This window comes from Shewanella spartinae, from assembly GCF_019457555.1.
Taxonomy (GTDB): Bacteria; Pseudomonadota; Gammaproteobacteria; order Enterobacterales; family Shewanellaceae; genus Shewanella; species Shewanella loihica.
This window is the reverse complement of sequence record NZ_CP080418.1, coordinates 4,593,279-4,619,816: the sequence shown is the minus strand read 5'-3', so window position 1 is coordinate 4,619,816 and position 26,538 is coordinate 4,593,279. Positions and strand designations below refer to the sequence as shown.

Here is a 26,538-nt window from a genome sequence, read left to right as displayed (position 1 = left end):
TACTTATCCCCAAAAGATCATACAAAAGAGGTGTATTCTATAGCGAGATCACTAGGATCGCTATCCTTTAAATAGATTTATCCCCAGTAAGATCATCTTTATTTATATACGCAGATCCAAAACGATCCTTAACGATCAAAATAATCTGACAAAGCAGCAAACTCAGCTTTATTAAGCGATCCAGATCGATCTATAATTGGCGACCTTCGATCTGGCTAATGATCACTAGATCCACAAGATATAGTGGCCATTCACAGAGTTATCCACACTAGATAGTGTGTAAGGATAACTTGATAAGAAGATATAGAGGCAGATTTTACCCACTTGAGGGTTTTGCTTGTTGACGGGCTTAACTAAAGTGATTACAATTCGGCCTCTTTTTTGCCCTTACCTCTTTTATAGGGATAAGGTTTATTCACCTAACAAAGACGGATTGCCATAATGAGTAAACGTACTTTTCAACCTAGCAACCTGAAGCGCAAGCGTTCTCACGGCTTCCGCGCTCGTATGGCTACTGTTGGTGGCCGTAAGGTTATCGCACGTCGTCGTGCAAAAGGTCGCGCTCGTCTTTCTGCTTAATAAGTAGAAATGCAAGTGACCAGCTATACCTTTACGCGGGAGTTACGTCTGTTAACTCCCGCGCAATTCAAATCTGTATTCTCCAATCCCATCAAAGCTTCTTCTGCTGAAATAACCTTACTCGCCATCCCTAATGAGTTACAGCATCCTCGTATTGGATTAACTGTTGCAAAGCGTTATGTTAAGCGAGCCAATCAGCGCAACCGAGTTAAACGTATCATCCGCGACAGTTTTCGTTTGCACCAACACGAATTACCGCCGCTCGATATCGTCGTGCTCGTCAGAAACGGCGTATTGGAAATGGATAATGCAGCATTGCACAAACTGGTAGAGAAGTTATGGCGCAAACTCAGTCGCCGTTACAATGGCTAGCCACTAAGCTGATCCGAGGCTACCAAATCTTTATCAGCCCTATACTAGGGCCAAAGTGCCGTTTTCACCCCACATGTTCCAATTACGCGCTCGAAGCGATTCGATTGCACGGATTTGTGAAAGGGAGTTGGTTTGCAGGGAAACGCGTATTAAAATGTCACCCTTTACATCCGGGCGGTGAAGATCCCGTCCCTCCAAAAAATAACAGGTGTAATAAATAGGCTATGGAATCTCAACGCAATATATTGCTCATCGGTCTGCTTTTTGTCAGCTTTTTGCTGTGGCAGCAATGGCAAACAGACAAAAATCCGCAACCGGTTGCCACTGAATCTTCAGTTGTAGCTTCAACCGTCACAGATGCGCACAGTGCTGACGTTCCCGATGCCGACGCTGCTCTTCCAGAAGCAGTAGCCGCCTCTAAAGAACTCATTAGCGTCACGACAGACCAACTGACCCTGAAAATTAACCCAGTGGGTGGCGATATCGTCTACTCTGCGCTGGTGGGTCATAAGCTTGAGCAAGACAAGGAAGAACCTTTCGTCCTGCTGCAGCAAACCAAAGATATTTACTACATCTCTCAGAGTGGTCTGATTGGCCGTAACGGCATCGACAGCAGCGCTAAGGGCCGTGCCCACTTTAGCAGCCAGTCACAGGCCTATACCCTAGCCGATGGCCAGGATACCCTGGAGATCCCACTGACCTATGTTGCCGACAATGGCGTGACCTACACTAAGGTTTTCACCCTGCACAGAGGCAAGTTCGACGTCGGTGTTGAATATCGCATCAACAACACCTCAGCCGAGCAGCTACAGGTGCAGATGTATGGCCAGATCAAGCACAGCATCAAGAAAAGCGAAAGCAGCATGATGATGCCGACCTATCGCGGCGCCGCCTTCTCGACAGCAGATACCCGCTACGAGAAGTACAGCTTCGAAGATATGGCCGACAAAAACCTGGACAAGAAGACCCTGGGTGGTTGGGCAGCCATGCTGCAACACTACTTCGTGTCAGCCTGGGTACCACCAGCTAACGATCAAAACACCATCTTCTCTAGCGTAAGCGCCGGCGGCCTGGCCAATATAGGGTTCCGCGGTGCCGTCTATGATGTCGCACCAGGTACACAGCAAACTATCAGTGCCCAGTTCTACGTGGGTCCAAAGGATCAAGAGGCCCTATCGGCCATCTCTGAATCGCTAAACCTGGTAGTTGATTACGGCTTCCTATGGTGGCTGGCAATCCCAATCCACTGGTTGTTGATGTTCTATCAATCATTCGTGGGTAACTGGGGTGTGGCGATTATCCTAATTACGCTGACCGTACGTGGTATGTTGTATCCGCTGACTAAGGCGCAATACACCTCTATGGCCAAGATGCGCAACCTGCAACCTAAGCTGCAGGACATGAAAGAGCGCTTCGGCGATGACCGTCAGAAGATGGGTCAGGCCATGATGGAACTGTACAAGAAAGAGAAAGTGAACCCTATGGGTGGCTGTCTGCCTATCTTGCTGCAGATGCCTATCTTCATCGCACTCTACTGGGTACTGCTAGAAAGCTACGAGCTGCGTCACGCGCCATTCATGCTTTGGATCACCGACCTATCGGTACAAGATCCATACTATGTACTGCCGCTGCTGATGGGTGTCTCTATGTTCCTGATGCAGAAGATGCAACCTATGGCGCCAACCATGGATCCTATGCAACAGAAGATGATGCAGTGGATGCCGGTTATCTTTACCGTCTTCTTCCTCTGGTTCCCAGCGGGTCTGGTGCTTTACTGGTTGGTAGGTAACTTGGTGGCCATCACTCAGCAGAAGATCATCTATGCCGGTTTGGAGAAAAAAGGGTTAAAATAACCTCTAGCTCCAACTAATGAAAAAGCGGTCGGATACTCAGTATTGACCGCTTTTTGCTTTTTAATGAAGACAGCTTTCACTCCATCAGCTCAGGAAACACAGTAATGACGACAGATACTATCGTGGCACAAGCAACCGCACCAGGCCGCGGCGGCGTAGGTATCATCAGGGTCTCTGGCGACAAGGCCAGCGACGTAGCCATGGCGGTACTCGGGCACCTGCCTAAGGTTCGTTATGCCGACTACTGTGATTTCAAGGACGCCAATGGCGCGGTGATCGACCAAGGCATCGCCCTCTACTTCAAGGGGCCTAACTCCTTCACCGGCGAAGATGTGCTCGAGCTCCAGGGTCACGGCGGCCAGGTAGTACTGGATATGCTGATCAAGCGTGTCATGGATGTCGATGGCGTGCGTATCGCCAAGCCGGGTGAATTCAGCGAGCAGGCCTTCATGAACGACAAGCTGGATCTGACCCAGGCCGAGGCGATTGCCGATCTGATCGATGCCACCAGCGAACAGGCGGCCAAGAGCGCACTCAACTCACTACAGGGTGAGTTCTCCACTCAGGTCCACGAGCTGGTGGATCAAGTCACCAACCTGCGTCTCTACGTGGAAGCCGCGATAGACTTTCCCGACGAGGAGGTGGACTTTCTCTCCGATGGTAAGATTGCCGCCTCACTTGGCAAGATCATCACCAAGCTCGATTCGGTGCAGTCCAGCGCCAAGCAAGGCGCCATCATACGCGAAGGGATGAAGGTGGTGATCGCCGGTCGTCCCAACGCGGGCAAGTCCAGCCTGCTCAATGCCCTGGCGGGTAAAGAGTCGGCTATCGTGACCGAAATCGCCGGCACCACCCGAGACGTGCTGCGAGAACATATCCATCTCGACGGCATGCCGCTACACATCATAGACACTGCCGGCCTGCGCGACACCACAGACACGGTGGAGCAGATAGGAATAGAGCGCGCCTGGGCCGAAATAGAGACCGCAGATCAGGTGCTCTTCATGGTGGATGGCACCACCACGGACGCCGTCGATCCCCATGATATCTGGCCAGACTTTATCGATCGCCTGCCCAAAAACCTTGGGGTGACCGTGGTGCGCAACAAGGCCGATCTGACCGGTGAGTCGTTAGACGCCACCGACGAACAGGGCCACAAGGTATTCCGCCTATCTGCCAAGACAGGTTCGGGCGTGGATGAACTCAAGGCGCACCTTAAGTCCCTAATGGGCTATCAAAGTAACCTCGAGGGCGGCTTCCTGGCTCGTCGTCGCCACCTAGAGGCATTAGAACTCGCCAGCAGTCATCTGGCACTGGGTCAGGAACAGTTAGAGGTCTATCAAGCGGGTGAGCTCCTGGCAGAAGAGCTGCGCATGTGTCAACTGGCACTATCGGAGATCACCGGAAAGTTCACCTCAGACGATCTCCTCGGCAAGATCTTCGGCTCGTTCTGTATCGGCAAATAAGCATAGTTATTGATCTCTTATTGCACTATAAATGAGCGTTTTTCAAACAGCCATTTATGCTGCCCTCTACAGATAGCCTAAGGCTAGGGCCTTTGCCGTATCCAGAGAAGATTATTTAAACAAAAAGTGAAAGATCCCAGCGGGATCTTTCCTCATTTTGGTGCATAAACATCCAAGATGGCGATCGAATTAATCAACAGAGATATCAACAAGTAATTCACTTTGCGATCAAAAGTGGTGCATAACTTAATTTGTCATGTAATTTGTTGATTATATTTATTTTTTAGTCTTGCTTGTTTTACGAGCTGCTAAATTTAGATCCCGCGATGGGATCTAAACCAAAAAGTTATACTCAAAAGCATGTCATCAATTTTAGGTAAGATCTTTTGGGATCGCCGGGCGAACCTCCTCTCCCACTGGACTGACTTTCGTATACCTGACGCGCATCCCGCACGGCGCATCGTTCCCCAGGTTTTAGACCAGATTTACCCTGGCGACTCCGGTGATCCACTTCTTTCATTTGTTGTCCTTGTGATAGCTGATATAAGCTTAAGAACCTAACCCCCATTACGTTGAATTGGCCTGATCTTAAACTTAGCTCGGCCAGTCTGAAATCTTAACAAAATCTAGATTTCCCAATGTTCCAATCGACCTATGTTCGGTAGAGATGACTCTCGCTCGTTGATAGCTGAGTTCCACGTGAAACTAGGCAGATTCAGACCTTCTGTAGAGGAGAGCTAGAAGTAGAGAATAACTAGAGATAGAGAAGCTCTATAGATAGCAATGTAATCGTCAGAGCAACGATTGTCGGTAGACTTATACCCGGATAATCACGCCGGCAGCGCCAAACTATAAAACGATTAGTTAAGCAATCACTGATCTAAATTTTATAATTGAAATACTTGCGATTTTCAGGCCCGGCCAGGTTGCTGTTTATCTTTAGCTCATGCTTATATTCATCCCAGCTGGCGACATTGCGCCCCCGATTGAGATGGTGAAAAGTAAGTTGAGAACTATCGACTTGAGCATCCAACCCAATGAAATTGGCTAAGCGCGGCAAACTCTGGGGATCATCCAGTTGTAAACTCAAGAACTGCTGCGCGAGCCCCTGATCTTGATAAAAATAATCAAACACCTGCTGCTTATGCACTTGATAACAAGTCTTCAGATGCTCAGCATCCATAGGGTCGGCCACGCGATAGATACCAAAGGTATGGCCGAAACTGCGCTTAAGCAGAGGGTGAAAACGCCCTCTTTCTTTATCAAGATGCACCAACATTCGGCTCAGCAGCATCTGCATCGAAGGCACCCAGGCATCTAACGGCCTATCGAGATAGACGAATTTAGCGTCCGGATAGAGGCTATGCAGCTGACGATAATCACTAAAACAAGGCGCATCGGAAATGGCATCGGCGAGAATAACAGCCTGTTTGGTAAAGGCCTGGTGCGCCACCCTGAGTCCCATCTCCAGCAGGGCGACACTAACACTTGTGGTGCCGGTTCGCGGCAATCCTATGATGAAGACTTTACTTGTGGGTCTTGCAAGCGATGCGGGCTGATGAGACGACATAGATATGGCTCGGTACAATTGGAGGAGCAGTATAGTGAAAATACCTTGGTAGGAAAACAGACTTTAAGGCCTTAGGCCGTTTATTCACAAGCGTAAAGCCTAGCTGCCAGCACAGAGGCCGCTTTCACTAGGAGATCACTGTTAAATTCATTTCAACCCTGTACAATCCGCGCCTTGTTTGACCCTAGACGGCATTTTTGTAGATACACCATGATAGATCTGGCACTGCTTCCCCTCTATTTAACCACAGTGATCGCCCTACTCCTGATCCCCGGGCCCGACATGTTACTCATCGCCAGTTCGAGTCTCAGCTATGGCAAGAAGGTTGGCATCTATGCCAGCTTCGGCAATGCCACCTCTGGATTAATCTTGACCCTGCTGGCGGCGATGGGGGTATCGGCGCTAATCGCCCTCAACCCAATTGCACTAGAAGTATTAAGAATAGCCGGTGGTCTCTACCTGCTGAAGATGGGCTGGGACTGTATGCGCGCCACACCGAGTCAGGCGCCGGAGATCGCCGGGCAGAAAAAATTAGCCAGGCAGCTCTATCGCCGCGCGGTGATCAGTAACCTGTTAAACCCTAAGGCACTGATCTTCTTCGTGCTCTTCTTGCCCCAATTTGTCTCCAGCCAACTGACAGCCAGCTCTACTGAGCAGATGCTGGCCCTGGGGTTAGTGCTCAACATCATGGGGCTGAGTTTTAATCTCTTGCTGGTGGCCCTGGTTGGCAGTCTGGGCAAGAATCTACTCGACAACGAGAAGTTCAGAACCAATCAGAACAAGTTCATGGGCCTGATCTTCTTCCTGTTGGCCATCTGGCTGCTGGCCTCCCAGCTACAGAGCGTGGGCTAAGGCGCTTCACGCTGGCATTAGCCCACTCTTACCATAATCAACGTTTGCCATAGTCCACTAAAGTCTGCCGATAGAGGGCCAGCAATCGCTTGTCCTCCACCGCAACCCCGATACGCTGAGACGGTTTATCGTGCCACTCGTCGTGGGGATACTGACGACCATCAAATTTCTGTATGGTATAGCCTTCGGCCGGCCCATCGGTGACCACCCGAACCGGACCGTCTCTCAGGGTAAACAGGCTCTTATCGATCACATAGGCAATGGCCGATGGGTCGTGCACATGACAGCCTTCCAGCCCCAGCTTTTGAGAATAAAACTTGAGATAGAAGCGGCTAATGGTCCAGATAAACTCGCCCGGCTCCCCAGCCGCCTCACGCAGTTCATCGAGATACTCACGAGTAAAGAAGCTCTGCTGCGTTACATCCAAGCCTATGATGGTCACAGGCCAACGCGCGGTAAAGACCAGATCTGCCGCATGGGGATCGTCATGAATATTGGCCTCGGCATAAGGGGTCACATTGCCCCTGTGACCATTGACGCCGAAGGCGCCGCCCATCACCACCACCTCTTTCACCAGATCGACAATATCCGGCGCCGCCTGTAAAGCGAGGGCTAAATTGGTCAGCGGCCCGACTGCCACCAGGGTTATCTCGCCGGGCTGTGCCCGCACGCTATCGATAATATATTGATAGGCGGGTCTGGGATCCGCCTGAAGATCTTTGACACTAGGCGCATGAAAATCGCCAAAGCCTGTCTCGCCATGGACTATAGTCGTCGGACCCACCGGCGGTCTCACCAGAGGCCTGTCGGCGCCCTTAACCACATCCGTCTTTAGCCCATATTTCTGCTTTAAAAATAGCGCATTGGCCGTGGCATTATCTATCGTGGCATTGCCATAAACACAGGTGATCGCCTCGAGCGAGATACCAGGATGTGCCTCAGCAAACAGTATCGCCATTGCATCGTCTATGCCTGGATCCGTATCTAAAATAATTTTCTGCACCATTGAACTTCACTTCCTTAAGCAGACGTATAAAGTGAGACAAGCTTAGCCTGCCCCCGGCCAAACTAACGTGATCCAGCTTTTAGCTCACCAAAATCACCAGGGGCATCATCTATAATACAGGGATAGATCGCGGTTAACCCCTAGAGATATAGCCGCCAGTATCGCCACAGATTAAAACTCTAATTAAAGAAACTAAAGCATGTTAGACAAAAGCCGACTGAGCCGCTTCAAGACCCAGATAGACAGCCAAACGGAGATAGCCAAGTTCGACGCGCTGGCCAAGGAGTGGCGCGATCCCCACGGCAAGTTTAAGCATGTGCTCGGTTTCAATCAGACCCGGCTCACGGCCATAGAAGATCAGATCGCCAGCCATTTTGATCGCGATCTCACCCAGGATATCCCCTTCGATGGGCTGTCGTTATTGGACATAGGCTGCGGCGTCGGCCTGCTGTGCGAACCCTTGGCCAGCCAGGGTGCACGAGTAACGGGCATAGACGCCAGCGAACATAACATCACTCTGGCACACCGCCACGCTAACAGCTGGTCGATCCCCATAGAGTATCGCCACTGCTTAGCCGGCGATCTTCCGAGGGATCAGCCTCAATATGATGTGATCTTAAATACCGAGGTGATCGAACATGTCGAGGATCAGGCGGCGCTGGTGGCCACCTGTTGTGACCTGTTAAAACCAGGCGGTCTCCTGGTGATGGCGACCCTCAATCGCACCCTGAGGTCCTATCTCATCGGCATAATAGGCGCCGAGTACATCATGCGCTATCTCCCCATAGGCACCCACGACTGGCACCACTTCGTTACCCCCCAAGAGCTGGACGAGATGCTCACTCCCCATGGATTATCGACCAAAGGGGTCGAGGGCATGGCCTTTAATCCCTTCACCCGCCGCTGGAAGATCACCAGCAATTCGGCGGTCAACTATCTGCTCTACGCCAGTAAGCCTATACCTGGGCTTTTAGAGGCCTAATCCCCTTCTGCTCGCGAAATGAGGCAAGCAGAGAAGACCAACGCCAAGAATTGGCTTATGATGGCAGCCATCAGCCTGCTGACAGCATTGCTTGTCTAGCTAGATTAACTATTTGAATTTAGGAAATATAATGGCAAAAATTGAACTAATTGTCGGCACCACCTTGGGAAGCGCCGAGTATGTCGCCGACGAGTTAGCCGCCCAACTGGAGGATCAGGGCCACGAAACCCAGGTACATCTGAAGGCCGAACTAAGCGATCTGGATCCCAAGAGCCTGTGGTTGATCGTCTCATCGACACATGGCGCAGGCGATCTGCCCGATAATCTGCAGCCATTTTTCGATGAGATCGACAGTAAAAAGCCGGATCTGAGCAGGACGAAATACGCCTTATGCGCCATAGGCGACTCGAGTTACGACACCTTTTGTCAGGGGCCGGAAAAACTGATCGAGGCGATGGAAAATTGCGGTGCACAAGTCTATGTGGATAAGATCCAGATCGATGTGCAATACGATCCCATCCCCGAAGAGCCCGCCCAGGCGTGGTTGAGCGGCTGGCAAGATAAGCTTTAGATCCCCTCCTCCCTCTTTACACTGATCTCACCCACAGATTAGATCTACCTTATCCACAAATTACGATCCAAAATGATAAATATGTGGATAAGGTATTATTTTGATCTGATCTAACTCTGCATTATTCAACCCACCTCGACAGCTAAGATCTGCATTGTGGATAAGTAAGGGATCTACCCACAAGCTTAATTCATTTGGATCGCGATCAGATCACAGGATCGAACTCTCGTTATCTATTGATTTTAAATGGTAAATAGACTTACCCACAGAAGATCGCGATCCTAATAGTAAACATAATAAAAGATCTATATAAAGATCTTAAGATCTATAAGCCAGATCCTTTGGCGATCGAAAGGCCTAAATTGATCTTTCACCTATGGCTTTCCAGATGCTAAAATACTCGGCTACTCATCGAGTAACTCTGTCCGATCTATGGGCAATATCATTTTTATTTTCGATATAGGTTTTAAGGTAATCTGATGCATTTTCATGAGCGGTTTGATGTAATTGTTGTTGGCGGTGGTCATGCAGGAACCGAAGCAGCATTAGCATCTGCTAGGATGGGGTCCAAGACATTATTGTTAACCCATAATATCGATACCTTAGGCCAGATGTCCTGTAACCCGGCAATTGGTGGTATTGGTAAGGGTCACCTTGTTAAGGAGATCGATGCCCTGGGTGGCGCCATGGCCGTTGCAACCGATCATGCCGGTATTCAGTTTCGCACCTTAAATTCCAGTAAAGGCCCAGCGGTACGTGCCACTCGTGCACAGGCGGATCGCGCCCTCTATCGCGCCAAGATCCAACAGATCCTGCAAAACCAACCTAATTTACGCCTGTTCCAACAAGCGGTAGACGATCTCATCGTCGAGAATGATCGTGTTATCGGGGTCGTTACCCAGATGGGACTGGCCTTCGAGGCTCCTGCAATCGTACTGACGGCGGGAACCTTCTTAAGCGGCAAGATCCATATTGGTCTGGAAAATTACAGCGGTGGCCGTGCCGGCGATCCGCCATCGATCTCCCTTGCCGATCGTTTACGTGAATTACCGATTCGTGTTGGCCGTCTGAAAACCGGTACGCCACCACGTATCGATGCCAACACCATTAACTTCGATCTGATGACTGAGCAGAAAGGTGACGATCCTTTACCTGTGATGTCTTTTATCGGTGACGTTAAAGATCATCCTAAGCAGATCTCCTGTTTTATTACCCACACCAATGAGCGTACCCACGACATCATTCGTGGCGGGTTAGACAGAAGCCCCATGTATTCAGGGGTGATCGAAGGCATAGGTCCGCGTTACTGCCCTTCAATCGAAGATAAGATCAATCGCTTCGCCGACAAGAGCTCGCATCAGATCTTTATCGAGCCCGAAGGCTTGAACACCAACGAGATCTACCCTAACGGGATCTCCACCAGCCTGCCTTTCGATGTGCAGCTGAACCTGGTGCGTTCGATTCAAGGCATGGAAAACGCCGAGATCATCCGTCCGGGTTATGCCATCGAATACGACTATTTCGATCCGAGAGATCTGAAAAACTCTTTAGAAACCAAGGCAATTTCCGGTTTGTTCTTCGCAGGGCAAATCAACGGTACCACAGGCTACGAAGAGGCCGGTGCCCAAGGCCTGTTGGCGGGCATGAACGCCTCATTGCAGGTACAGGGTAAAGAAGCCTGGTGTCCGCGTCGTGACGAGGCTTATCTCGGCGTCTTGGTCGACGATCTGTCTACCCTGGGTACCAAAGAACCCTACCGCATGTTCACCAGCCGCGCCGAATACCGTCTGCTGCTGCGTGAAGACAATGCCGATCTGCGTCTCACCGAGAAAGGCCGCGAGTTAGGTCTGGTGGATGATGATCGCTGGGCTAAGTTCAATGCCAAACGTGAGGCGATCGAGCTCGAGTTACAGCGTCTGCGTAGTCAGTGGATCCACCCTAACTCGCCGCTGGTTGATGCGCTTAACCCGCATCTCAACACGCCTATCACCCGTGAAGCCACCTTCGAGGAGCTACTGCGCAGACCCGAGCTGGATTACCCTAAGCTAATGAGTGTTGAGGGATTTGGCCCAGCCATCGAAGATCAACGCGCCGCCGAACAGGTGCAGATCCAGGTGAAATATTCGGGTTACATCCAGCGTCAGCAAGATGAGATCGACAAGGCGATTCGCCATGAAAAGACCGGCCTGCCACAGGATCTCGACTATCAAGAGGTGCCAGGTCTCTCCAACGAGGTGATCGCCAAGCTTAACGATCACAAGCCGGATACCGTAGGCCAGGCCTCGCGTATCTCGGGGATCACGCCGGCGGCAATCTCTATTCTACTCGTTCACCTGAAGAAGCGTGGCTTGCTCAGAAAGAGCGCCTAAACTAGCAAAAAATCTATTTTGATGACCGGGATGGGAGGTCAAGCACTTCCCATCCCTGCGACTCGGCTTCATAATATCCCATTGTTTATCGAGGATACTCCTGTGTTAGCAGCCCAATTAGACAGCTATCTTGCCGACATGCAGATGACGGCTACTCCGAAGCAGAAACAGCAACTGCTTGATTTTGTTGCCATGCTTGCCAAATGGAACAAGGCCTATAACTTGACATCCGTACGGGATCCCGAGCAGATGCTGATCCGTCATATCATGGACAGCCTGGCGGCTAGCCCTCACCTGGTAGGTGAGCGTTTCATCGATGTGGGCACTGGACCTGGTCTTCCGGGGATCCCCCTGGCCATCATGAATCCAGATAAAGAGTTTGTGCTGCTCGATAGCCTGGGCAAACGGATTCGTTTTCAAAAACAGGTTCAATTTGAGCTGGCGATAGGTAATATTAGTTCGGTCGAGAGCCGGGTCGAAGCCTATCAGCCCGAAGAGAAGTTTGATGGCGTGCTCAGCCGCGCCTTCGCGTCGATTCAGGACATGTTGCAATGGTGCCACCATCTGCCAAAGCCCACTGGCTGTTTTTATGCCTTGAAGGGACAGTTAAGCGATGAAGAGATGGCGAACATACCCGAAGGATTCGAGCTGACCGACGTCTTCGAGCTTAAGGTGCCTCGTCTCGACGAACAGCGCCACCTGCTGCGGGTGGTCAAAGCGGCTTAGTCCCCTGGGTTAAGAGTTGCATTATTTAACCAGTTCAAGCAATTTGATAGGGCGTTTTACTATCGAATCGACCAACGTGATAGACAGGATGATATTGTGGGTAAAGTGATAGCCGTGGCTAACCAGAAAGGTGGCGTCGGAAAAACAACGACTTGTGTGAACTTAGCGGCCTCTCTGGCGGCCACTAAGCGAAAAGTGTTGCTTATCGATCTCGATCCTCAAGGTAATGCGACTATGGGGAGTGGTGTCGACAAGTACAGCGTCGAAAACACGGCCTATGAACTCTTGGTCGAAGAAAAGTCGGTCGAAGAGGTGGTCTATCGCGACACCGCCGGTAAATACGATCTGATCGCCGGCAATGGTGACGTGACCGCGGCCGAGATCAAGCTGATGGAGTTCTTCGCCCGGGAGATCCGCCTGCGTAACGCCCTGGCTCCAGTCAAAGATTACTATGATTTTATCTTCATCGATTGCCCGCCTTCTCTGAACATGCTGACGGTTAACGCCATGTCGGCCGCCGATTCTGTCTTAGTGCCGATGCAGTGTGAATATTATGCCCTGGAAGGTTTGACCGCCCTGATGGACACCATCAGTAAACTGGCGGCCATGGTGAATCCTGGGCTTTCCATCGAAGGGATCCTGCGCACCATGTACGATCCCCGCAACCGACTCGCTAACGATGTGTCGGATCAATTAAAACAGCATTTTGGCGATAAGGTTTATCGCACAGTGATCCCGCGTAACGTGAGACTCGCCGAGGCGCCAAGTTTTGGTGCCCCTGCCATGTATTACGATAAGTCCAGTGCCGGTGCCAAGGCTTACCTGGCGTTGGCTGGCGAGATCATTCGACGAGCTGAGCAGCATTCTCAGTTAGAGCAAGCTTAAGGAAAAACAGATGACACCCAAAAAACGTGGTCTAGGCAAAGGATTAGACGCACTGTTAAGCACTAGCCATGCGGCGGCAAGACAGGCCCCGATGCAAGAGGCTGAGCCGAATAACAACGAAGAGCTCAAGATGATTGCCCTGGATCTGCTGCAGCCAGGCAAGTATCAGCCCCGCAAGGATATGTCGCCCGAGGCGCTGGAGGAGCTGGCTGAGTCGATCAAGACCCAGGGGATCATTCAGCCTATCGTAGTGCGTAAGGTGTCGGATAAGGGCTATGAGATCATCGCCGGTGAGCGTCGCTGGCGCGCATCGCAACTGGCTAAACTCGACAAGGTGCCCTGTATCGTCAAGCAGGTACCAGATGAGGCCGCCGGTGTTATTGCCCTAATCGAGAACATTCAGCGTGAAGATCTTAACGCGATGGAAGAGGCTATCGCGCTGGAGCGCCTGATCAAAGAGTTCGATCTGACCCATCAACAGACGGCGGATGCCGTGGGTAAGTCGCGCACGACTGTATCAAACCTTCTACGTTTGAATGGCTTAGAAGAGCCTGTTAAGCGCATGCTGGAATATGGCGATATCGATATGGGGCATGCCCGTGCCCTGCTCGCATTGCCTGGTGATGAGCAAACTAACCTGGCCAGAACCGTGATTGCCAAAGAACTAACTGTTCGTGAAACTGAACGATTAGTGAATAAAACCTTAAATCCACCTGAAATTGTCGATAAACCCGCAAAAGATCAGGATGTCGCCCGTCTAGAGAGCCAATTAATTGAAAAATTAGGGGCAAAAGTTTCCATTAGCCATAACAAAAAAGGCAAGGGCAAAATGGTAATTAACTATCAAAATTTGGCTGAATTGGATGGTATTATTGAGAAAATCCGTTAATTAGCCCAAGTTAACGTAATATTATGTAACTTTGTGACATCTGTTAATCTTTCACTTTTAGACTTTTGGCGTAGATCACGTTAAAAGTCCCCATTTTTACTTACCTTAAACTTGCTTTGAATGTGCGAAAAGGTATACTTTCGCAAGCTTTTTGTACCTCTAAGATGGCCTGATAATTTGTCGTCCGGTCATAGAAACAAAAAGTAAGAATGCGGAGAAGATGAATTGAGCAAGGTTTTAGCACGTCGTGGCCGGTGGTCTGCCTATAAATTGGTGTTGATGCAGGCGGCGGTGGCTGGGGGTGTTTCGATTGTCTTTTTCGCCGTGTGGGGAGCTCAGTACGGACTGTCTGCGTTAGCAGGTGGTGCCATTGCTGTACTCCCTAATTTTGTATTCGCGACCCTCGCTTTTTCCCATACGGGAGCAAGTTCAGCAGGAAAGGTAATGAAAACCTTTTACTGGGGGGAAGCGGTAAAGTTGCTGTTAACCATAGCAATGTTCTCGCTGGTATTTATCAATCTTAAAGTGGTCTTTATGCCGCTTTTTGTTTGTTATATATCGGCGCTAATAGTGCATTGGACAGCTCCTTTATACTTCAAGCAAAGTTAAGTGGGATGAATCATGGCTGCAACTGGTGAAGCGTTAACACCGCAGGGCTATATCCAGCACCACCTTACCAACTTACACGTTGGTGAAGGCTTCTGGACATGGCACATTGATTCGTTGTTCTTTTCGGTTGGGCTTGGTGTTCTATTCTTGTGGCTATTCCGTAGCGTTGGCAAGAAGGCAACGACAGGTGTTCCCGGTAAGCTTCAATGCTTTATCGAGATGATCGTTGAATTCGTCGATGGCAGCGTGAAGGAAACCTTCCATGGCCGCAATCCTGTTATTGCTCCGTTGGCACTAACGATTTTTGTGTGGGTATTCATGATGAACTTCATGGATATGATTCCAGTTGACTGGATTCCTGAGCTGGCAGCTGCTGCCGGTATCCCATACATGAAAGTGGTACCAACGACCGACCTAAACATCACCTTCAGCTTAGCTATCGGTGTGTTTGTGCTGATTATCTACTACAGCATCAAGGTCAAGGGCGTTTCAGGCTTTGTTAAAGAACTGACATTACAGCCTTTTAACCATAAGGCAATGATACCCGTCAACCTCCTACTAGAGTCGGTTACCCTGATCGCTAAGCCTATTTCATTGGCATTGCGTCTGTTCGGTAACTTGTACGCAGGTGAGTTGATCTTCATCCTTATTGCGTTGATGTATGGTGCTAACTTGGCGTTATCTGCCCTAGGTGTGACTCTACAACTAGGTTGGTTAATCTTCCATATTTTGGTTATCACTCTGCAGGCGTTTATCTTCATGATGCTGACGATCGTGTATCTCAGCATGGCACATGAAGATCATTAAGGGTTGCTGAAGAAATTTTTTTTAAGCTAAATCACAAACTAACTAAAGATTTAGAATATTGGAGATAGAGATGGAAACTGTATTAGGCATGACAGCTATCGCTGTTGCTCTACTGATTGGTATGGGTGCTCTAGGTACCGCTATCGGTTTCGGCCTACTAGGTGGCAAGTTCTTGGAAGGCGCTGCGCGTCAACCAGAAATGGCTCCTATGCTACAAGTTAAGATGTTCATTGTTGCTGGTCTATTGGATGCGGTAACCATGATCGGTGTAGGTATTGCACTATTTATGCTGTTTACTAACCCACTGGGTGCAATGCTGTAATCAACGCTTCTGTCTTTAATCTAAATAGGAGGCTGTTGTGAATATCAACGCTACCCTAATCGGTCAGACGGTTGCCTTTATTATCTTCGTGTGGTTCTGCATGAAGTTTGTTTGGCCCCCTTTGATGAATGCCATCGAAGAGCGCCAAAAAAGGATCGCCGACGGTCTAGCTGATGCTGATCGTGCTGTAAAAGACCTAGAGTTGGCACAGGCGAAAGCCACCGACCAACTAAAAGAAGCTAAGGCAACTGCTAACGAAATCATTGAGCAAGCTAACAAGCGTAAAGCTCAGATTGTCGATGAGGCCAAAGCCGAAGCAGACGCTGAGCGTGCGAAAATCATCGCTCAGGGTAAAGCAGAAATTGAAGCTGAACGTAATCGCGTGAAAGAAGACCTGCGTAAGCAAGTTGCTGCTCTGGCTATCGCCGGTGCAGAGAAGATCCTTGAGCGTTCGATTGATGAAGCCGCCCACAGTGACATAGTTAACAAACTTGTTGCTGAAATTTGATTAGGGAGTGAGTTATGGCTGAATTAAGCACCATCGCTCGTCCTTACGCAAAGGCAGCATTTGACTTTGCTATTGAGAAAAATGCAGTAGAAAGCTGGGCTGAAATGCTTAGCTTTGCCGCTCAAGTCAGTGAAAACGAGACGATGAAGCCGCTGCTGTCTGGTGCGCTTTCGAGCAGCCAGCTTGCCGACCTTTTCATTAAGGTGTGTGGTGAGCAGATCAATGAGCAAGGTCAAAATCTGATAAAGGTAATGGCTGAAAACGGTCGTTTGGAAGTACTTCCTGCTGTATATGAACTCTTTCATGAGTTCAGCAACGAGTGGGCGAAAGAGGTTGAAGCATCTGTTGTTTCTGCCACTGAGCTTAGCGCAGAGCAACAGCAACAAATTAGTGCTTCTCTAGAAAAACGTCTCACACGCAAAGTTAAGCTGAATTGCAGCGTAGATGCCAGCCTGGTGGCTGGTGTAATCATCACGGCAGGTGACCTGGTCATAGATGGCTCGGTCAGCGGTAAACTAAACCGCCTGTCTGAAAAGCTGCAGTCGTAATTGGGAGTTTGAGCATGCAACTGAATTCCACTGAAATCAGCGATCTGATTAAACAGCGGATCGAGCAGTTCGAAGTCGTTAGTGAAGCTCGCAACGAAGGTACTATCGTTGCAGTGAGCGACGGCATTATTCGCGTTCACGGCCTTGCCGATGTAATGCAAGGTGAGATGATCGAACTGCCTGGTAACCGTTATGCGATCGCGTTGAACTTAGAACGTGATTCTGTCGGTGCCGTAGTTATGGGTCCTTATGCCGATCTGGCAGAAGGCCAAAAAGTTAAGACAACTGGTCGTATCTTGGAAGTGCCTGTTGGCCGTGGTCTACTTGGCCGCGTAGTTAACACTCTGGGCCAACCAATCGACGGTAAAGGACCTATCGACAACGATGGTTTCTCTCCTGTTGAAGTGATCGCACCAGGCGTTATTGAACGTAAGTCGGTTGATCAGCCAGTGCAAACTGGTTATAAAGCCGTTGACTCTATGATCCCAATCGGTCGTGGTCAGCGTGAGCTGGTCATCGGTGACCGTCAGACTGGTAAGACAGCACTGGCGATCGATGCCATCATCAACCAAAAAGATTCAGGCATTAAGTGTGTATACGTAGCAGTAGGCCAGAAGGCTTCTACTATTGCTAACGTGGTACGCAAACTTGAAGAACACGGCGCACTGGCTAACACAGTGGTTGTTGTGGCAACAGCTTCTGAAGCTGCAGCGCTGCAATACCTGGCTCCGTACTCAGGTTGTTCAATGGGTGAATACTTCCGTGACCGTGGTGAAGATGCGCTGATTGTATATGATGATCTTTCTAAGCAAGCTGTTGCTTACCGTCAGATCTCATTGCTACTGAAGCGTCCACCAGGACGTGAAGCATACCCAGGTGATGTTTTCTATCTTCACTCTCGTCTACTTGAACGTGCTTCACGCGTTAACGCTGAGTACGTTGAGAAGTTCACTAATGGCGAAGTTAAGGGCCAGACTGGTTCTTTGACTGCACTGCCTATTATTGAAACTCAAGCGGGTGACGTATCTGCATTCGTACCGACCAACGTAATTTCGATTACTGATGGTCAGATCTTCCTTGAAACTGACCTATTCAACTCAGGCCTACGTCCTGCGGTTAACCCAGGTATTTCGGTTTCTCGTGTTGGTGGTGCGGCTCAGACTAAGATCATCAAGAAACTGTCTGGCGGTATCCGTACTGCACTTGCACAGTATCGAGAGCTTGCAGCGTTCTCTCAGTTTGCATCTGACCTTGACGATGCAACTCGTGCTCAGCTTGAGCATGGTGAGCGTGTTACCGAACTCATGAAGCAGAAGCAATACGCGCCAATGAGCGTAGCCGACCAGTCTGTGTCTATTTTCGCAGCTGAAAAAGGTTACCTAAAAGGCGTTGAGCTGAACAAGATCGGTGATTTCGAAGCTTCTTTGCTCTCTTACATGAACAGCGAGCATGCTGACCTAATGAAGACTATCAACGAGACTGGCGACTACAATGCCGACATCGAAGGTGGTTTGAAGGCTGGCCTCGACAAGTTCGTAGAAACCCAAACCTGGTAAAGACACGGAGGTGTCTTAAGGCACCTCAGGTCCAGATTGGAGAGTAAAGATGGCCGGCGCTAAAGAGATTAAAACCAAGATCGCGAGTGTTCAGAACACTCAGAAGATCACATCCGCAATGGAGATGGTTGCAGCCAGCAAAATGCGCAAGGCGCAGGATCGCATGGCAGCGAGCCGTCCTTACGCGGAAAATATGCGTAAGGTGATCGGTCACGTGGCGCAGGGTTCTCTCGAATATAAGCATCCATATTTGGAAGTGAGAGAAGCTAAGCGAGTTGGTTACATTGTTGTGTCAACCGACCGTGGTCTTTGTGGTGGTCTTAACGTCAACCTATTTAAGAAGGTTGTCGCGGACGTGAAGAAGCAGCGTGAAGCCGGAGCGGAAGTTGAATTCTGCCCAATCGGTGCACGCAGCGTACAATTCTTCAACAGCTTTGGCGGAAAAGTGTCTGCTCACGCGTCAGGATTAGGCGATGCTCCTAAGCTCGCTGACCTGATCGGAACAGTACGCGTAATGCTAAAAGCATACAACGAAGGCACGCTAGACCGTCTGTACGTAGTATTCAACAAGTTTGTGAATACCATGAGCCAGACGCCTGTGATCGAACAGCTGCTACCTTTGCCTAAGTCAGAAGAAGATGAGATTTCTCATCACTGGGATTACCTATACGAGCCAGATCCAAAAGAACTTTTGGAGACCTTATTGGTTCGTTATGTGGAGTCTCAAGTGTATCAAGGTGTTGTTGAAAACATCGCATCAGAGCAGGCAGCCCGTATGGTTGCTATGAAGGCTGCGACAGACAACGCTGGTGAACTTATCGATGACTTGCAGTTGGTCTACAACAAGGCCCGTCAGGCTGCGATTACGCAAGAACTGTCGGAAATTGTTTCTGGTGCCGCTGCGGTTTAGGCTGGGTAACGAATACAAGTTTTAGAGGATTAATCATGAGCACAGGTACTGTTGTCCAAGTAATTGGCGCGGTTGTGGACGTTGAGTTTCCACATGATGCCGTACCTCAGGTCTATGACGCTCTAGAGATCAAAAGTGAAGGCTTGGTGCTGGAAGTTCAGCAGCAGCTTGGTGGTGGTGTAGTTCGTACCATCGCTATGGGTTCTTCAGATGGTCTGCGTCGTGGTATCGAGGTAGTAAACACAGGTTCACCTATTACTGTTCCGGTTGGGAGTGCAACTCTTGGCCGTATCATGAACGTACTAGGTCAGCCAGTTGATGAAGCGGGTCCTATCGGTGAAGATGAGCGTTATGTTATTCACCGTGAAGCTCCTTCATATGAAGATCAATCAAACACTACTGAGCTTTTAGAAACTGGTATCAAGGTAATCGACCTTGTATGTCCGTTCGCTAAGGGTGGTAAAGTAGGTCTGTTTGGTGGTGCGGGTGTTGGTAAGACAGTTAACATGATGGAACTGATCAACAACATCGCTAAAGCACACTCTGGTTTGTCAGTATTCGCCGGTGTAGGTGAGCGTACTCGTGAGGGTAACGACTTCTACTACGAGATGGAAGAATCTGGCGTACTCGACAAAGTGGCCATGGTTTATGGTCAGATGAACGAGCCTCCAGGAAACCGTCTACGTGTGGCACTGACCGGTCTGACTATGGCTGAGAAGTTCCGTGACGAAGGTAAAGACGTACTATTGTTCGTCGATAACATCTATCGTTACACCCTAGCGGGTACCGAAGTATCTGCACTGCTAGGCCGTATGCCTTCAGCGGTAGGTTACCAGCCAACACTGGCTGAAGAGATGGGTGTTCTTCAGGAGCGTATTACCTCGACTAAGACAGGGTCTATTACCTCTGTTCAAGCGGTATACGTACCTGCGGATGACTTGACGGATCCGTCACCAGCAACAACCTTCGCTCACTTGGATGCGACCGTTGTATTGTCACGTAACATTGCTTCTCTGGGTATCTACCCAGCGGTTGACCCACTGGATTCGACTTCACGTCAGCTAGATCCACAGGTTGTTGGCCAAGAGCACTATGACGTAGCAAGTGGTGTACAGAACGTACTACAGCGCTATAAAGAGCTGAAAGACATCATCGCGATTCTGGGTATGGACGAACTATCTGATGAAGATAAGACTACCGTTGCCCGTGCGCGTAAGATTGAAAAATATCTGTCTCAGCCATTCTTCGTAGCAGAAGTATTCACCGGTTCTCCAGGTAAGTACGTTGCCCTTAAAGACACTATCCGTGGCTTTAAAGGCCTATTGGAAGGTGAGTTCGACCACATTCCAGAGCAAGCGTTCTACATGGCAGGTTCAATCGACGAAGTTATCGAGCGAGCTAACAAAAAATAATCAGGCGTTAGCTTGATATTTTAAGGAGAACGGATGGCAGCCATGACAGTACAACTTGATATTGTAAGCGCAGAAAGCAGCATCTTTTCGGGTCTGGTAGCACACCTACAAGTCTCAGGTGCTGAGGGTGATTTAGGCGTTATGCCTGGTCACGCCCCTCTGCTTACGCATATCAAACCTGGCATGGCGCGCATCGTCAAACAAGATGGTAAAGAGGAAGTCTTCTATCTTTCGGGTGGTATCCTGGAAGTACAACCTTTCTCAGTATCAGTATTGGCTGACGTAGTATTGCGTGCCGAAGAGATTGATGAGCAGGCAGCCGTAGAAGCCAAGCGTCGTGCAGAAGCCCACATGGCTAACGCTGGCGCAGACTTTAACTATGCCGCTGCAGCGATTGAATTAGCTCAGGCTATCGCTCAATTGCGCGTTGTAGAGACCATCAAGAAGAACATTGCCAGATAAGGTTATTGTTTGATGATAAAAGGCGGTGCCCTCGGGTGACCGCCTTTTTTGTATCTGTTTTCCATCCCGGAACTATCTTCTACTCCCTTTACGTGATCGAGTCAGACGTTTCGACCTCAAGGCGGTGATAGGCTGATGCCCTTGTTTTCAATGAGGGATATTCCATGCAACAAGTCTTAATCGTCGTCAACGATGCGCCTTATGGGTCTGAGAAACTCTTTAACGCCCTACGCCTGGCGATACAACTCAACGAACAGACTCCCACACCTAAGGTTAAGCTGTTTCTCTTGTCCGATGCCGTGACGGGCGTGTTACCTAGGCAAACACCGGGTGAGGGCTATAACCTACAACAGATGCTGGAGATTATTCTGGCCCAGGGCGCCGAGGTGAAGTATTGCACCTCCTGCGTGCAGGCTCGCGGGCTTAACGAGCTGATTGTTATCGACGGATGTGTGAAGGCCACCATGGACGATCTCGCCCTCTGGCTGCTGCAGTCGGACAAGGTGATCAACTTCTAACGCCTTTAAAGGTGCGCCGCATGTCGCTTTTGACCGCGCAATCTATTAAAATCGGCCCACTTAATTTGCATTTTCTTCTGTATCAGCAGTAATCACCCAAGGATATCTTCATGGCACTGAACGTTGTTATTTTGGCCGCAGGTAAAGGGACCCGCATGCGCTCAGACCTTCCCAAGGTTCTTCATCCCATCGCTCATAAGAGCATGGTGCAGCATGTGATAGATACCGCACATCAACTGGGGAGTGAGGCGATTCAGCTGGTCTACGGATATGGCGCCGATAAGCTTAAGGCCCGTCTGGGTGAGCAGACGCTGAATTGGGTATTGCAAGCCGAGCAGTTGGGTACGGGTCATGCAGTGGCTCAGGCCAATGACAATATTGGCGACGATGATACTGTCCTGATTCTCTACGGTGACGTGCCCCTGATCCAGGCCTCGACACTGGAAGCCCTGTTGGCGGCGCGCGATGCTAATGGTTTGGCCATTCTTACTGTGAACCTGCCTGATCCAACCGGTTACGGTCGCATCGTACGTGAGGCCGGTAAGGTGGTGGGGATCGTCGAGCAGAAGGATGCCAATGAGGAACAGCTTAAGATCAATGAGATCAACACAGGCATCATGGCCGCGCCCGGCAAACAGCTTAAGGCCTGGTTGGATCAGCTGTCGTCGGACAATGCCCAGGGCGAATATTATCTTACAGATATCGTCGCTATGGCCCATAGTGACGGTGTGAGCATCACCACGGCGCAGCCAGCATCTGCCATTGAGGTGGAAGGCGCGAACAATCGTGTGCAGCTAGCTCAATTGGAGCGCGCCTATCAGGCACGCACCGCCGAGAAGCTCATGCTCGAAGGCGCAAACCTACGTGACCCTGCCCGCATCGATGTGCGCGGCGATGTTACCGTTGGTATGGATGTGATGATCGACGTCAATGTGGTATTCCAGGGTAAGGTGACCATAGGCAATAACGTGACTATCGGTGCCGGCGCCATCCTCATCGACTGTGAGATTAGCGATAACGCCGAGATTAAACCTTATTCTATTATCGAAAATGCGATTGTGGGTGAAGCCGCCAGTGCCGGTCCCTTTGCCCGTCTGCGCCCAGGCGCCGAGCTCAAGCGTGATGCCCATATCGGCAACTTCGTCGAGATGAAGAAGGCGGTACTGGGTGAAGGCTCTAAGGCGGGTCACCTGGCCTATATTGGCGATGCTCAGGTGGGCGCCGGAGTGAATATAGGTGCCGGAACCATTACCTGTAACTATGACGGTGCCAACAAGCACCTGACGGTGATCGAAGACGACGTGTTTGTGGGCAGCGATACTCAGCTGGTGGCGCCTGTGACCATAGGTAAGGGGGCTACCTTAGGTGCGGGCTCAACCATTACCCGTGATGTGGCGGCCGATGAGCTGGTGATCACCCGAGTGAAACAGCGTCATCTGACTGGCTGGACCCGTCCGGTGAAGCAAAAGAAATAAGCTCACAAAAGTAAGAAGAAGCGACCTCTATGGTCGCTTTTTTTATGCCAGTTTTCATTGAAGAACAGTCGGTTCTCTGGCTGATAGGGCAAATTTAGTGAACTGGATCGGCCTACAGTGTAAAGGGATGTAAATAAGCTTAAATAAAAACAATTCTCATTTATATTTGTCGCAACTTTCGTTTACTTGTTGTTTAGTGGTGAGGTTTGCATGTCATTTAAGCTAGGTTCGTTTAACTATTCTCCTGTAGGTTTTGCCGTGCTGGCCGCCCTGGCGGCAACACCAGCAGTGGCTGATGATGCCGAAAGCAGCCTGGTTGAGGCTAATATCGAACGTATTACCGTGACGGGGCGAACCTTTAATGACTATAAGGTGGGCGTTGCCTCCGGCGCTATGCGTGGCGATATCGATCTTATGGATACGCCGCAATCTGTGGCGGTGATCCCCGACTTTGTGACCGACGAGCAGTTGGCGACCAACCTGTCAGAGGTTCTGGTAAACGACTCGAGTGTCACCAGCGGTAGCGAGAAGTGGAATCGTCAGGTATTTAACATCCGTGGTTTCGAGCTGTCATCGGGCTCGGGTTATCTGATCAATGGTCAGCAGCAGTGGTCTCACTATGTGCAGCCTATTGAGACCCTTCAACAGGTCGAGGTGTTAAAAGGACCCTCTAGCATGCTCTATGGCCAGTCTGGCCCAGGCGGCCTGATCAACATGGTCACCAAGAAGCCTACCTATGACACCCTGTTTGAGCTGGGCTTCGATACCGACGAGCATGGATCGACCCGTTTTCAGCTGGATGCCGGTGGCAGCCTGAATGAGGCCCAGACCATACGCTACCGCACAGTGCTGGTTAAGCAAGACACTCAATATTGGCGTGAATATCAGGACGGCAGCAATCAGGAGCGGGATCGCTGGTTGGGCTATCTGAACCTTGAGTTCGATATCACAGACGATCTCATGCTGTCGCTCAAGTATGACCATACTCAGGATAAGACGGGCATAGACCGTGGTGGCTGGCTCAACAGTCAAGGCGAGCTGATCGGTGGCCGCGATATCATCTGGGATCAGCCCTGGGCCTTTACCGACAACACCATCTCAAACCTGGGCGCCGAGCTAACCTATCATCTTAGCGACGACTGGCAGGTGAAGGCGGGTTATAACGATCAGCAGTTTAATCGTCAGCGTTTAGATTCCTCACCTAGCCTGGTAAAGGGCTCAGAAGATCCCTTCACCGATGGCTACACCATTAGCCCGTTCGACCGTTATGACGACTGGCAACACAAGACGGGCTTTATCGACTTTACCGGCGACTTTAGTACCGGCGACTTCGAACACAAGCTGTTGATCGGCGCTAACATGCTGGACTACTACTATGGCCAGCTCAAAGAGGCGGGAGATAAGAACCAGCTGGTGATGCCGGGGCAGCCTGTTCCTCGTCCGGACTTAGATTATCATCGCGACACCACCAAGTCTGAATCCGACTATAAGCATTATGGCTTCTATATTCAGGATCTGATGACCATCAACCAGCAATGGCAGTTGTTGGCTGGCGTACGCTACGATGAGCAGAAGAAGGATGGTAAGGGCAACAACAGCTATGCGGTATCGCCTAAGTTTGGGGTGATCTACTCGCCAGCCGAAAATGGCAGCATCTACTTCAATTACTCTAAGAGCTTCACACCTCAGGGGATGGTGAATGATCCGGATGATGTGAACGATCAGATGAATCTGGATCCTGAGTATGGCGAGCAGTATGAGGTCGGCACCAAGTGGGAGCTGTTCGATGGCAGCCTGCTGCTAACCGGCGCTGTTTTCGATATTACCGTTTCAAATGTTACCGTGACCCAAGATCTCGAGGTGATCCCGACCAGTGGCGATAAGACGATCACCACTCAATCCGGTGAACAGCGTCATAAAGGCTTCGAGATGGGGGCTCAAGGGCAGCTGAGCGACAAGTGGTTTATGACAGGATCTATGATGTATCTCGATGCCGAGTATCAACGCCCGCAAGAAGACAGGTTGAACGGCAAGACGCCTGTGGATGCACCCGAGTGGTCGGCCAACATCTGGACCCGCTACGAGATGACAGAGGCCTTAGCGCTTAACTTTGGTGCCATCTATGTGGGAGAGCGTTTCGCCAATACGGATAACACCATCACCAAGGATGCCTATGTGCGTTTCGATATCGGTGCCGCCTATACCATGGATGTGATGGGTAGCGATGTCAGCGTACGCCTCAATGTGAAGAACCTGTTCGATACCGATTACCTGGCCGGTGGTACCAATACGGATGTTACAGTGGGTGAGGGACGTCACTTCGGCTTAGCGCTGCAAGCCAAGTTCTAAACTCAATTTCATTTCACTCATTAAGCCGCTATCTGTGATAGCGGCTTTTTGCGTTTTTAGCTCGGTTTTCACTCTTTATTGCTGGTAAAAAAGTTTCGAATCACTATAATTCATCTTTCGAAACGAAACTTAAGTGAAACTCTTTGTGAATAAACGAAACACTCAACAGCGCCGCCACAGCATTATTGCCGTCTTGAATGAGACCGGTGAGGTGAGCGTCGATGAGCTGGCTAATCGTTTCGAGACCTCCGAAGTCACCATACGTAAAGACTTGGCAGTGCTGGAAAAAACTGGCTTGCTGCTGCGTCGTTACGGTGGCGCCGTGGCGATCCCCGATGAGGTGACTCAGCAGTTCAGTGCCAAGATAGCCCCCAATAAGCTATCTATCGCCGAGGCCGCCGCCAGGCTGATAAAAGATCATAACCGCATCATCATAGATAGCGGCAGCACCACCTCGGGCCTGGTACAGCAACTCAATACCAAGCGCGGCCTGGTGGTGATGACCAACTCGTTGCAGCTGGCCAACGCCATACACGAGCTGGAAAATGAGCCAACGCTACTGATGACGGGTGGCACCTGGGATCCCCATTCAGAATCTTTCCAGGGGCAGGTGGCCGAACAGGTGCTGCGCTCCTATAACTTCGATCAGCTGTTCATCGGCGCCGATGGGATAGATCTCGCCAGAGGCACTACCACCTTCAACGAGTTGACCGGCTTGAGCAAGGTGATGGCCGAGGTCTCCCGTGAGGTGATCGTCATGGTGGATTCAGACAAGATAGGTAGGCGCATACCTAACTTGGAGCTGCCATGGCAGCAGATAAGCGTGCTGGTGACCGACGACAGAGTCGATGAGCAGACGGTAGAACAAATTATCGAGCAGGGTGTAGAGGTGATCCTCGCGCCCTATTCAAAGTAAATTTTTAAATTAGTAAGAGTAAGTAG

Annotated in this window: 27 protein-coding genes; 25 read left to right on the top strand and 2 right to left on the bottom strand. The window is 50.1% G+C overall.

The window, feature by feature from the left end; all coding sequences use genetic code 11:
• The first annotated feature begins 441 nt into the window (after positions 1–441).
• From rpmH to mnmE, 5 genes are all read left to right on the top strand, one after another.
• Positions 442–579 (top strand): 50S ribosomal protein L34, encoded by a 138-nt coding sequence (gene rpmH / locus K0I31_RS20080; protein ID WP_011867659.1) that lies wholly within the window; start codon positions 442–444, stop codon positions 577–579.
• Positions 580–594: 15 nt separating this feature from the next.
• Positions 595–951, top strand: coding sequence for a ribonuclease P protein component (gene rnpA / locus K0I31_RS20075; RefSeq protein ID WP_220045366.1), 357 nt, complete (start codon positions 595–597; stop codon positions 949–951).
• Positions 918–1,172, top strand: a complete 255-nt coding sequence (yidD, locus tag K0I31_RS20070) for a membrane protein insertion efficiency factor YidD (protein ID WP_081953798.1) — start codon at positions 918–920, stop codon at positions 1,170–1,172. The genes rnpA and yidD overlap by 34 nt, the downstream gene beginning before the upstream one ends.
• Before the next feature lie 3 nt (positions 1,173–1,175).
• Entirely contained in the window at positions 1,176–2,804 is a 1,629-nt protein-coding gene (gene yidC / locus K0I31_RS20065; RefSeq protein WP_220079514.1) for a membrane protein insertase YidC, read from the top strand.
• A 104-nt stretch (positions 2,805–2,908) separates the two neighbouring features.
• Positions 2,909–4,270, top strand: a complete 1,362-nt coding sequence (gene mnmE, locus K0I31_RS20060; RefSeq protein ID WP_220079513.1) for a tRNA uridine-5-carboxymethylaminomethyl(34) synthesis GTPase MnmE — start codon at positions 2,909–2,911, stop codon at positions 4,268–4,270.
• An 880-nt stretch (positions 4,271–5,150) separates the two neighbouring features.
• Here mnmE and K0I31_RS20055 read toward each other — a convergent pair.
• On the bottom strand, positions 5,151–5,840 hold the full coding sequence (locus K0I31_RS20055; RefSeq protein ID WP_220079512.1) for a sulfotransferase: 690 nt from the start codon (positions 5,838–5,840) through the stop codon (positions 5,151–5,153).
• A 210-nt stretch (positions 5,841–6,050) separates the two neighbouring features.
• Here K0I31_RS20055 and K0I31_RS20050 point away from each other — a divergent pair, with 210 nt between their 5' ends.
• Positions 6,051–6,692 carry a LysE family translocator gene (locus tag K0I31_RS20050; RefSeq protein WP_220079511.1) on the top strand — a complete coding sequence of 214 codons (642 nt, stop codon included), beginning with the start codon at positions 6,051–6,053 and terminating at the stop codon, positions 6,690–6,692.
• Between the two features lie 37 nt (positions 6,693–6,729).
• On the opposite strand, the gene K0I31_RS20045 is transcribed toward K0I31_RS20050, so the two are convergent.
• Complete coding sequence (locus tag K0I31_RS20045) at positions 6,730–7,698, bottom strand: nucleoside hydrolase (protein ID WP_220079510.1); 969 nt, start codon at positions 7,696–7,698, stop codon at positions 6,730–6,732.
• 199 nt (positions 7,699–7,897) lie between these two features.
• Here K0I31_RS20045 and ubiG point away from each other — a divergent pair, with 199 nt between their 5' ends.
• The 19 genes from ubiG (at position 7,898) to K0I31_RS19950 (ending at position 26,512) form a co-directional block, all read left to right on the top strand.
• Positions 7,898–8,680 carry a bifunctional 2-polyprenyl-6-hydroxyphenol methylase/3-demethylubiquinol 3-O-methyltransferase UbiG gene (gene ubiG, locus K0I31_RS20040; protein WP_220079509.1) on the top strand — a complete coding sequence of 261 codons (783 nt, stop codon included), beginning with the start codon at positions 7,898–7,900 and terminating at the stop codon, positions 8,678–8,680.
• Positions 8,681–8,810: 130 nt separating this feature from the next.
• Complete coding sequence (gene mioC, locus K0I31_RS20035) at positions 8,811–9,251, top strand: FMN-binding protein MioC (protein ID WP_220079508.1); 441 nt, start codon at positions 8,811–8,813, stop codon at positions 9,249–9,251.
• A 479-nt stretch (positions 9,252–9,730) separates the two neighbouring features.
• Positions 9,731–11,620, top strand: coding sequence for a tRNA uridine-5-carboxymethylaminomethyl(34) synthesis enzyme MnmG (gene mnmG, locus K0I31_RS20030; RefSeq protein ID WP_220079507.1), 1,890 nt, complete (start codon positions 9,731–9,733; stop codon positions 11,618–11,620).
• A 102-nt stretch (positions 11,621–11,722) separates the two neighbouring features.
• Positions 11,723–12,346 carry a 16S rRNA (guanine(527)-N(7))-methyltransferase RsmG gene (gene rsmG / locus K0I31_RS20025; protein WP_220079506.1) on the top strand — a complete coding sequence of 208 codons (624 nt, stop codon included), beginning with the start codon at positions 11,723–11,725 and terminating at the stop codon, positions 12,344–12,346.
• 96 nt (positions 12,347–12,442) lie between these two features.
• Entirely contained in the window at positions 12,443–13,231 is a 789-nt protein-coding gene (locus tag K0I31_RS20020; protein WP_011867644.1) for a ParA family protein, read from the top strand.
• 10 nt (positions 13,232–13,241) lie between these two features.
• A complete protein-coding gene (locus K0I31_RS20015; RefSeq protein WP_220043782.1) occupies positions 13,242–14,120 on the top strand; it encodes a ParB/RepB/Spo0J family partition protein in 879 nt (292 codons plus the stop codon).
• Positions 14,121–14,345: 225 nt separating this feature from the next.
• Positions 14,346–14,729, top strand: a complete 384-nt coding sequence (locus K0I31_RS20010; protein ID WP_011867642.1) for an ATP synthase subunit I — start codon at positions 14,346–14,348, stop codon at positions 14,727–14,729.
• Between the two features lie 12 nt (positions 14,730–14,741).
• Positions 14,742–15,536 (top strand): F0F1 ATP synthase subunit A, encoded by a 795-nt coding sequence (gene atpB / locus K0I31_RS20005; protein ID WP_144202236.1) that lies wholly within the window; start codon positions 14,742–14,744, stop codon positions 15,534–15,536.
• 70 nt (positions 15,537–15,606) lie between these two features.
• A complete protein-coding gene (gene atpE, locus K0I31_RS20000) occupies positions 15,607–15,858 on the top strand; it encodes a F0F1 ATP synthase subunit C (protein ID WP_011639455.1) in 252 nt (83 codons plus the stop codon).
• 37 nt (positions 15,859–15,895) lie between these two features.
• On the top strand, positions 15,896–16,366 hold the full coding sequence (atpF, locus tag K0I31_RS19995) for a F0F1 ATP synthase subunit B (protein WP_041509599.1): 471 nt from the start codon (positions 15,896–15,898) through the stop codon (positions 16,364–16,366).
• A gap of 14 nt (positions 16,367–16,380) precedes the next feature.
• Positions 16,381–16,914: a F0F1 ATP synthase subunit delta gene (atpH, locus tag K0I31_RS19990; protein ID WP_011867639.1), complete on the top strand. Its 534-nt coding sequence runs from the start codon at positions 16,381–16,383 to the stop codon at positions 16,912–16,914.
• Positions 16,915–16,928: 14 nt separating this feature from the next.
• Positions 16,929–18,470: a F0F1 ATP synthase subunit alpha gene (atpA, locus tag K0I31_RS19985; RefSeq protein WP_011867638.1), complete on the top strand. Its 1,542-nt coding sequence runs from the start codon at positions 16,929–16,931 to the stop codon at positions 18,468–18,470.
• A 49-nt stretch (positions 18,471–18,519) separates the two neighbouring features.
• A complete protein-coding gene (gene atpG / locus K0I31_RS19980; protein WP_011867637.1) occupies positions 18,520–19,380 on the top strand; it encodes a F0F1 ATP synthase subunit gamma in 861 nt (286 codons plus the stop codon).
• A gap of 35 nt (positions 19,381–19,415) precedes the next feature.
• Positions 19,416–20,792 (top strand): F0F1 ATP synthase subunit beta, encoded by a 1,377-nt coding sequence (gene atpD, locus K0I31_RS19975; RefSeq protein ID WP_011867636.1) that lies wholly within the window; start codon positions 19,416–19,418, stop codon positions 20,790–20,792.
• Between the two features lie 33 nt (positions 20,793–20,825).
• A complete protein-coding gene (locus K0I31_RS19970; RefSeq protein ID WP_011867635.1) occupies positions 20,826–21,254 on the top strand; it encodes a F0F1 ATP synthase subunit epsilon in 429 nt (142 codons plus the stop codon).
• A gap of 164 nt (positions 21,255–21,418) precedes the next feature.
• Entirely contained in the window at positions 21,419–21,772 is a 354-nt protein-coding gene (locus tag K0I31_RS19965) for a DsrE/DsrF/TusD sulfur relay family protein (RefSeq protein WP_220079505.1), read from the top strand.
• A gap of 110 nt (positions 21,773–21,882) precedes the next feature.
• A complete protein-coding gene (gene glmU, locus K0I31_RS19960; RefSeq protein WP_220079504.1) occupies positions 21,883–23,247 on the top strand; it encodes a bifunctional UDP-N-acetylglucosamine diphosphorylase/glucosamine-1-phosphate N-acetyltransferase GlmU in 1,365 nt (454 codons plus the stop codon).
• 210 nt (positions 23,248–23,457) lie between these two features.
• On the top strand, positions 23,458–25,596 hold the full coding sequence (locus K0I31_RS19955) for a TonB-dependent receptor (protein ID WP_220079503.1): 2,139 nt from the start codon (positions 23,458–23,460) through the stop codon (positions 25,594–25,596).
• Positions 25,597–25,741: 145 nt separating this feature from the next.
• Positions 25,742–26,512 carry a DeoR/GlpR family DNA-binding transcription regulator gene (locus tag K0I31_RS19950; RefSeq protein WP_011867631.1) on the top strand — a complete coding sequence of 257 codons (771 nt, stop codon included), beginning with the start codon at positions 25,742–25,744 and terminating at the stop codon, positions 26,510–26,512.
• Positions 26,513–26,538: the final 26 nt, after the last annotated feature.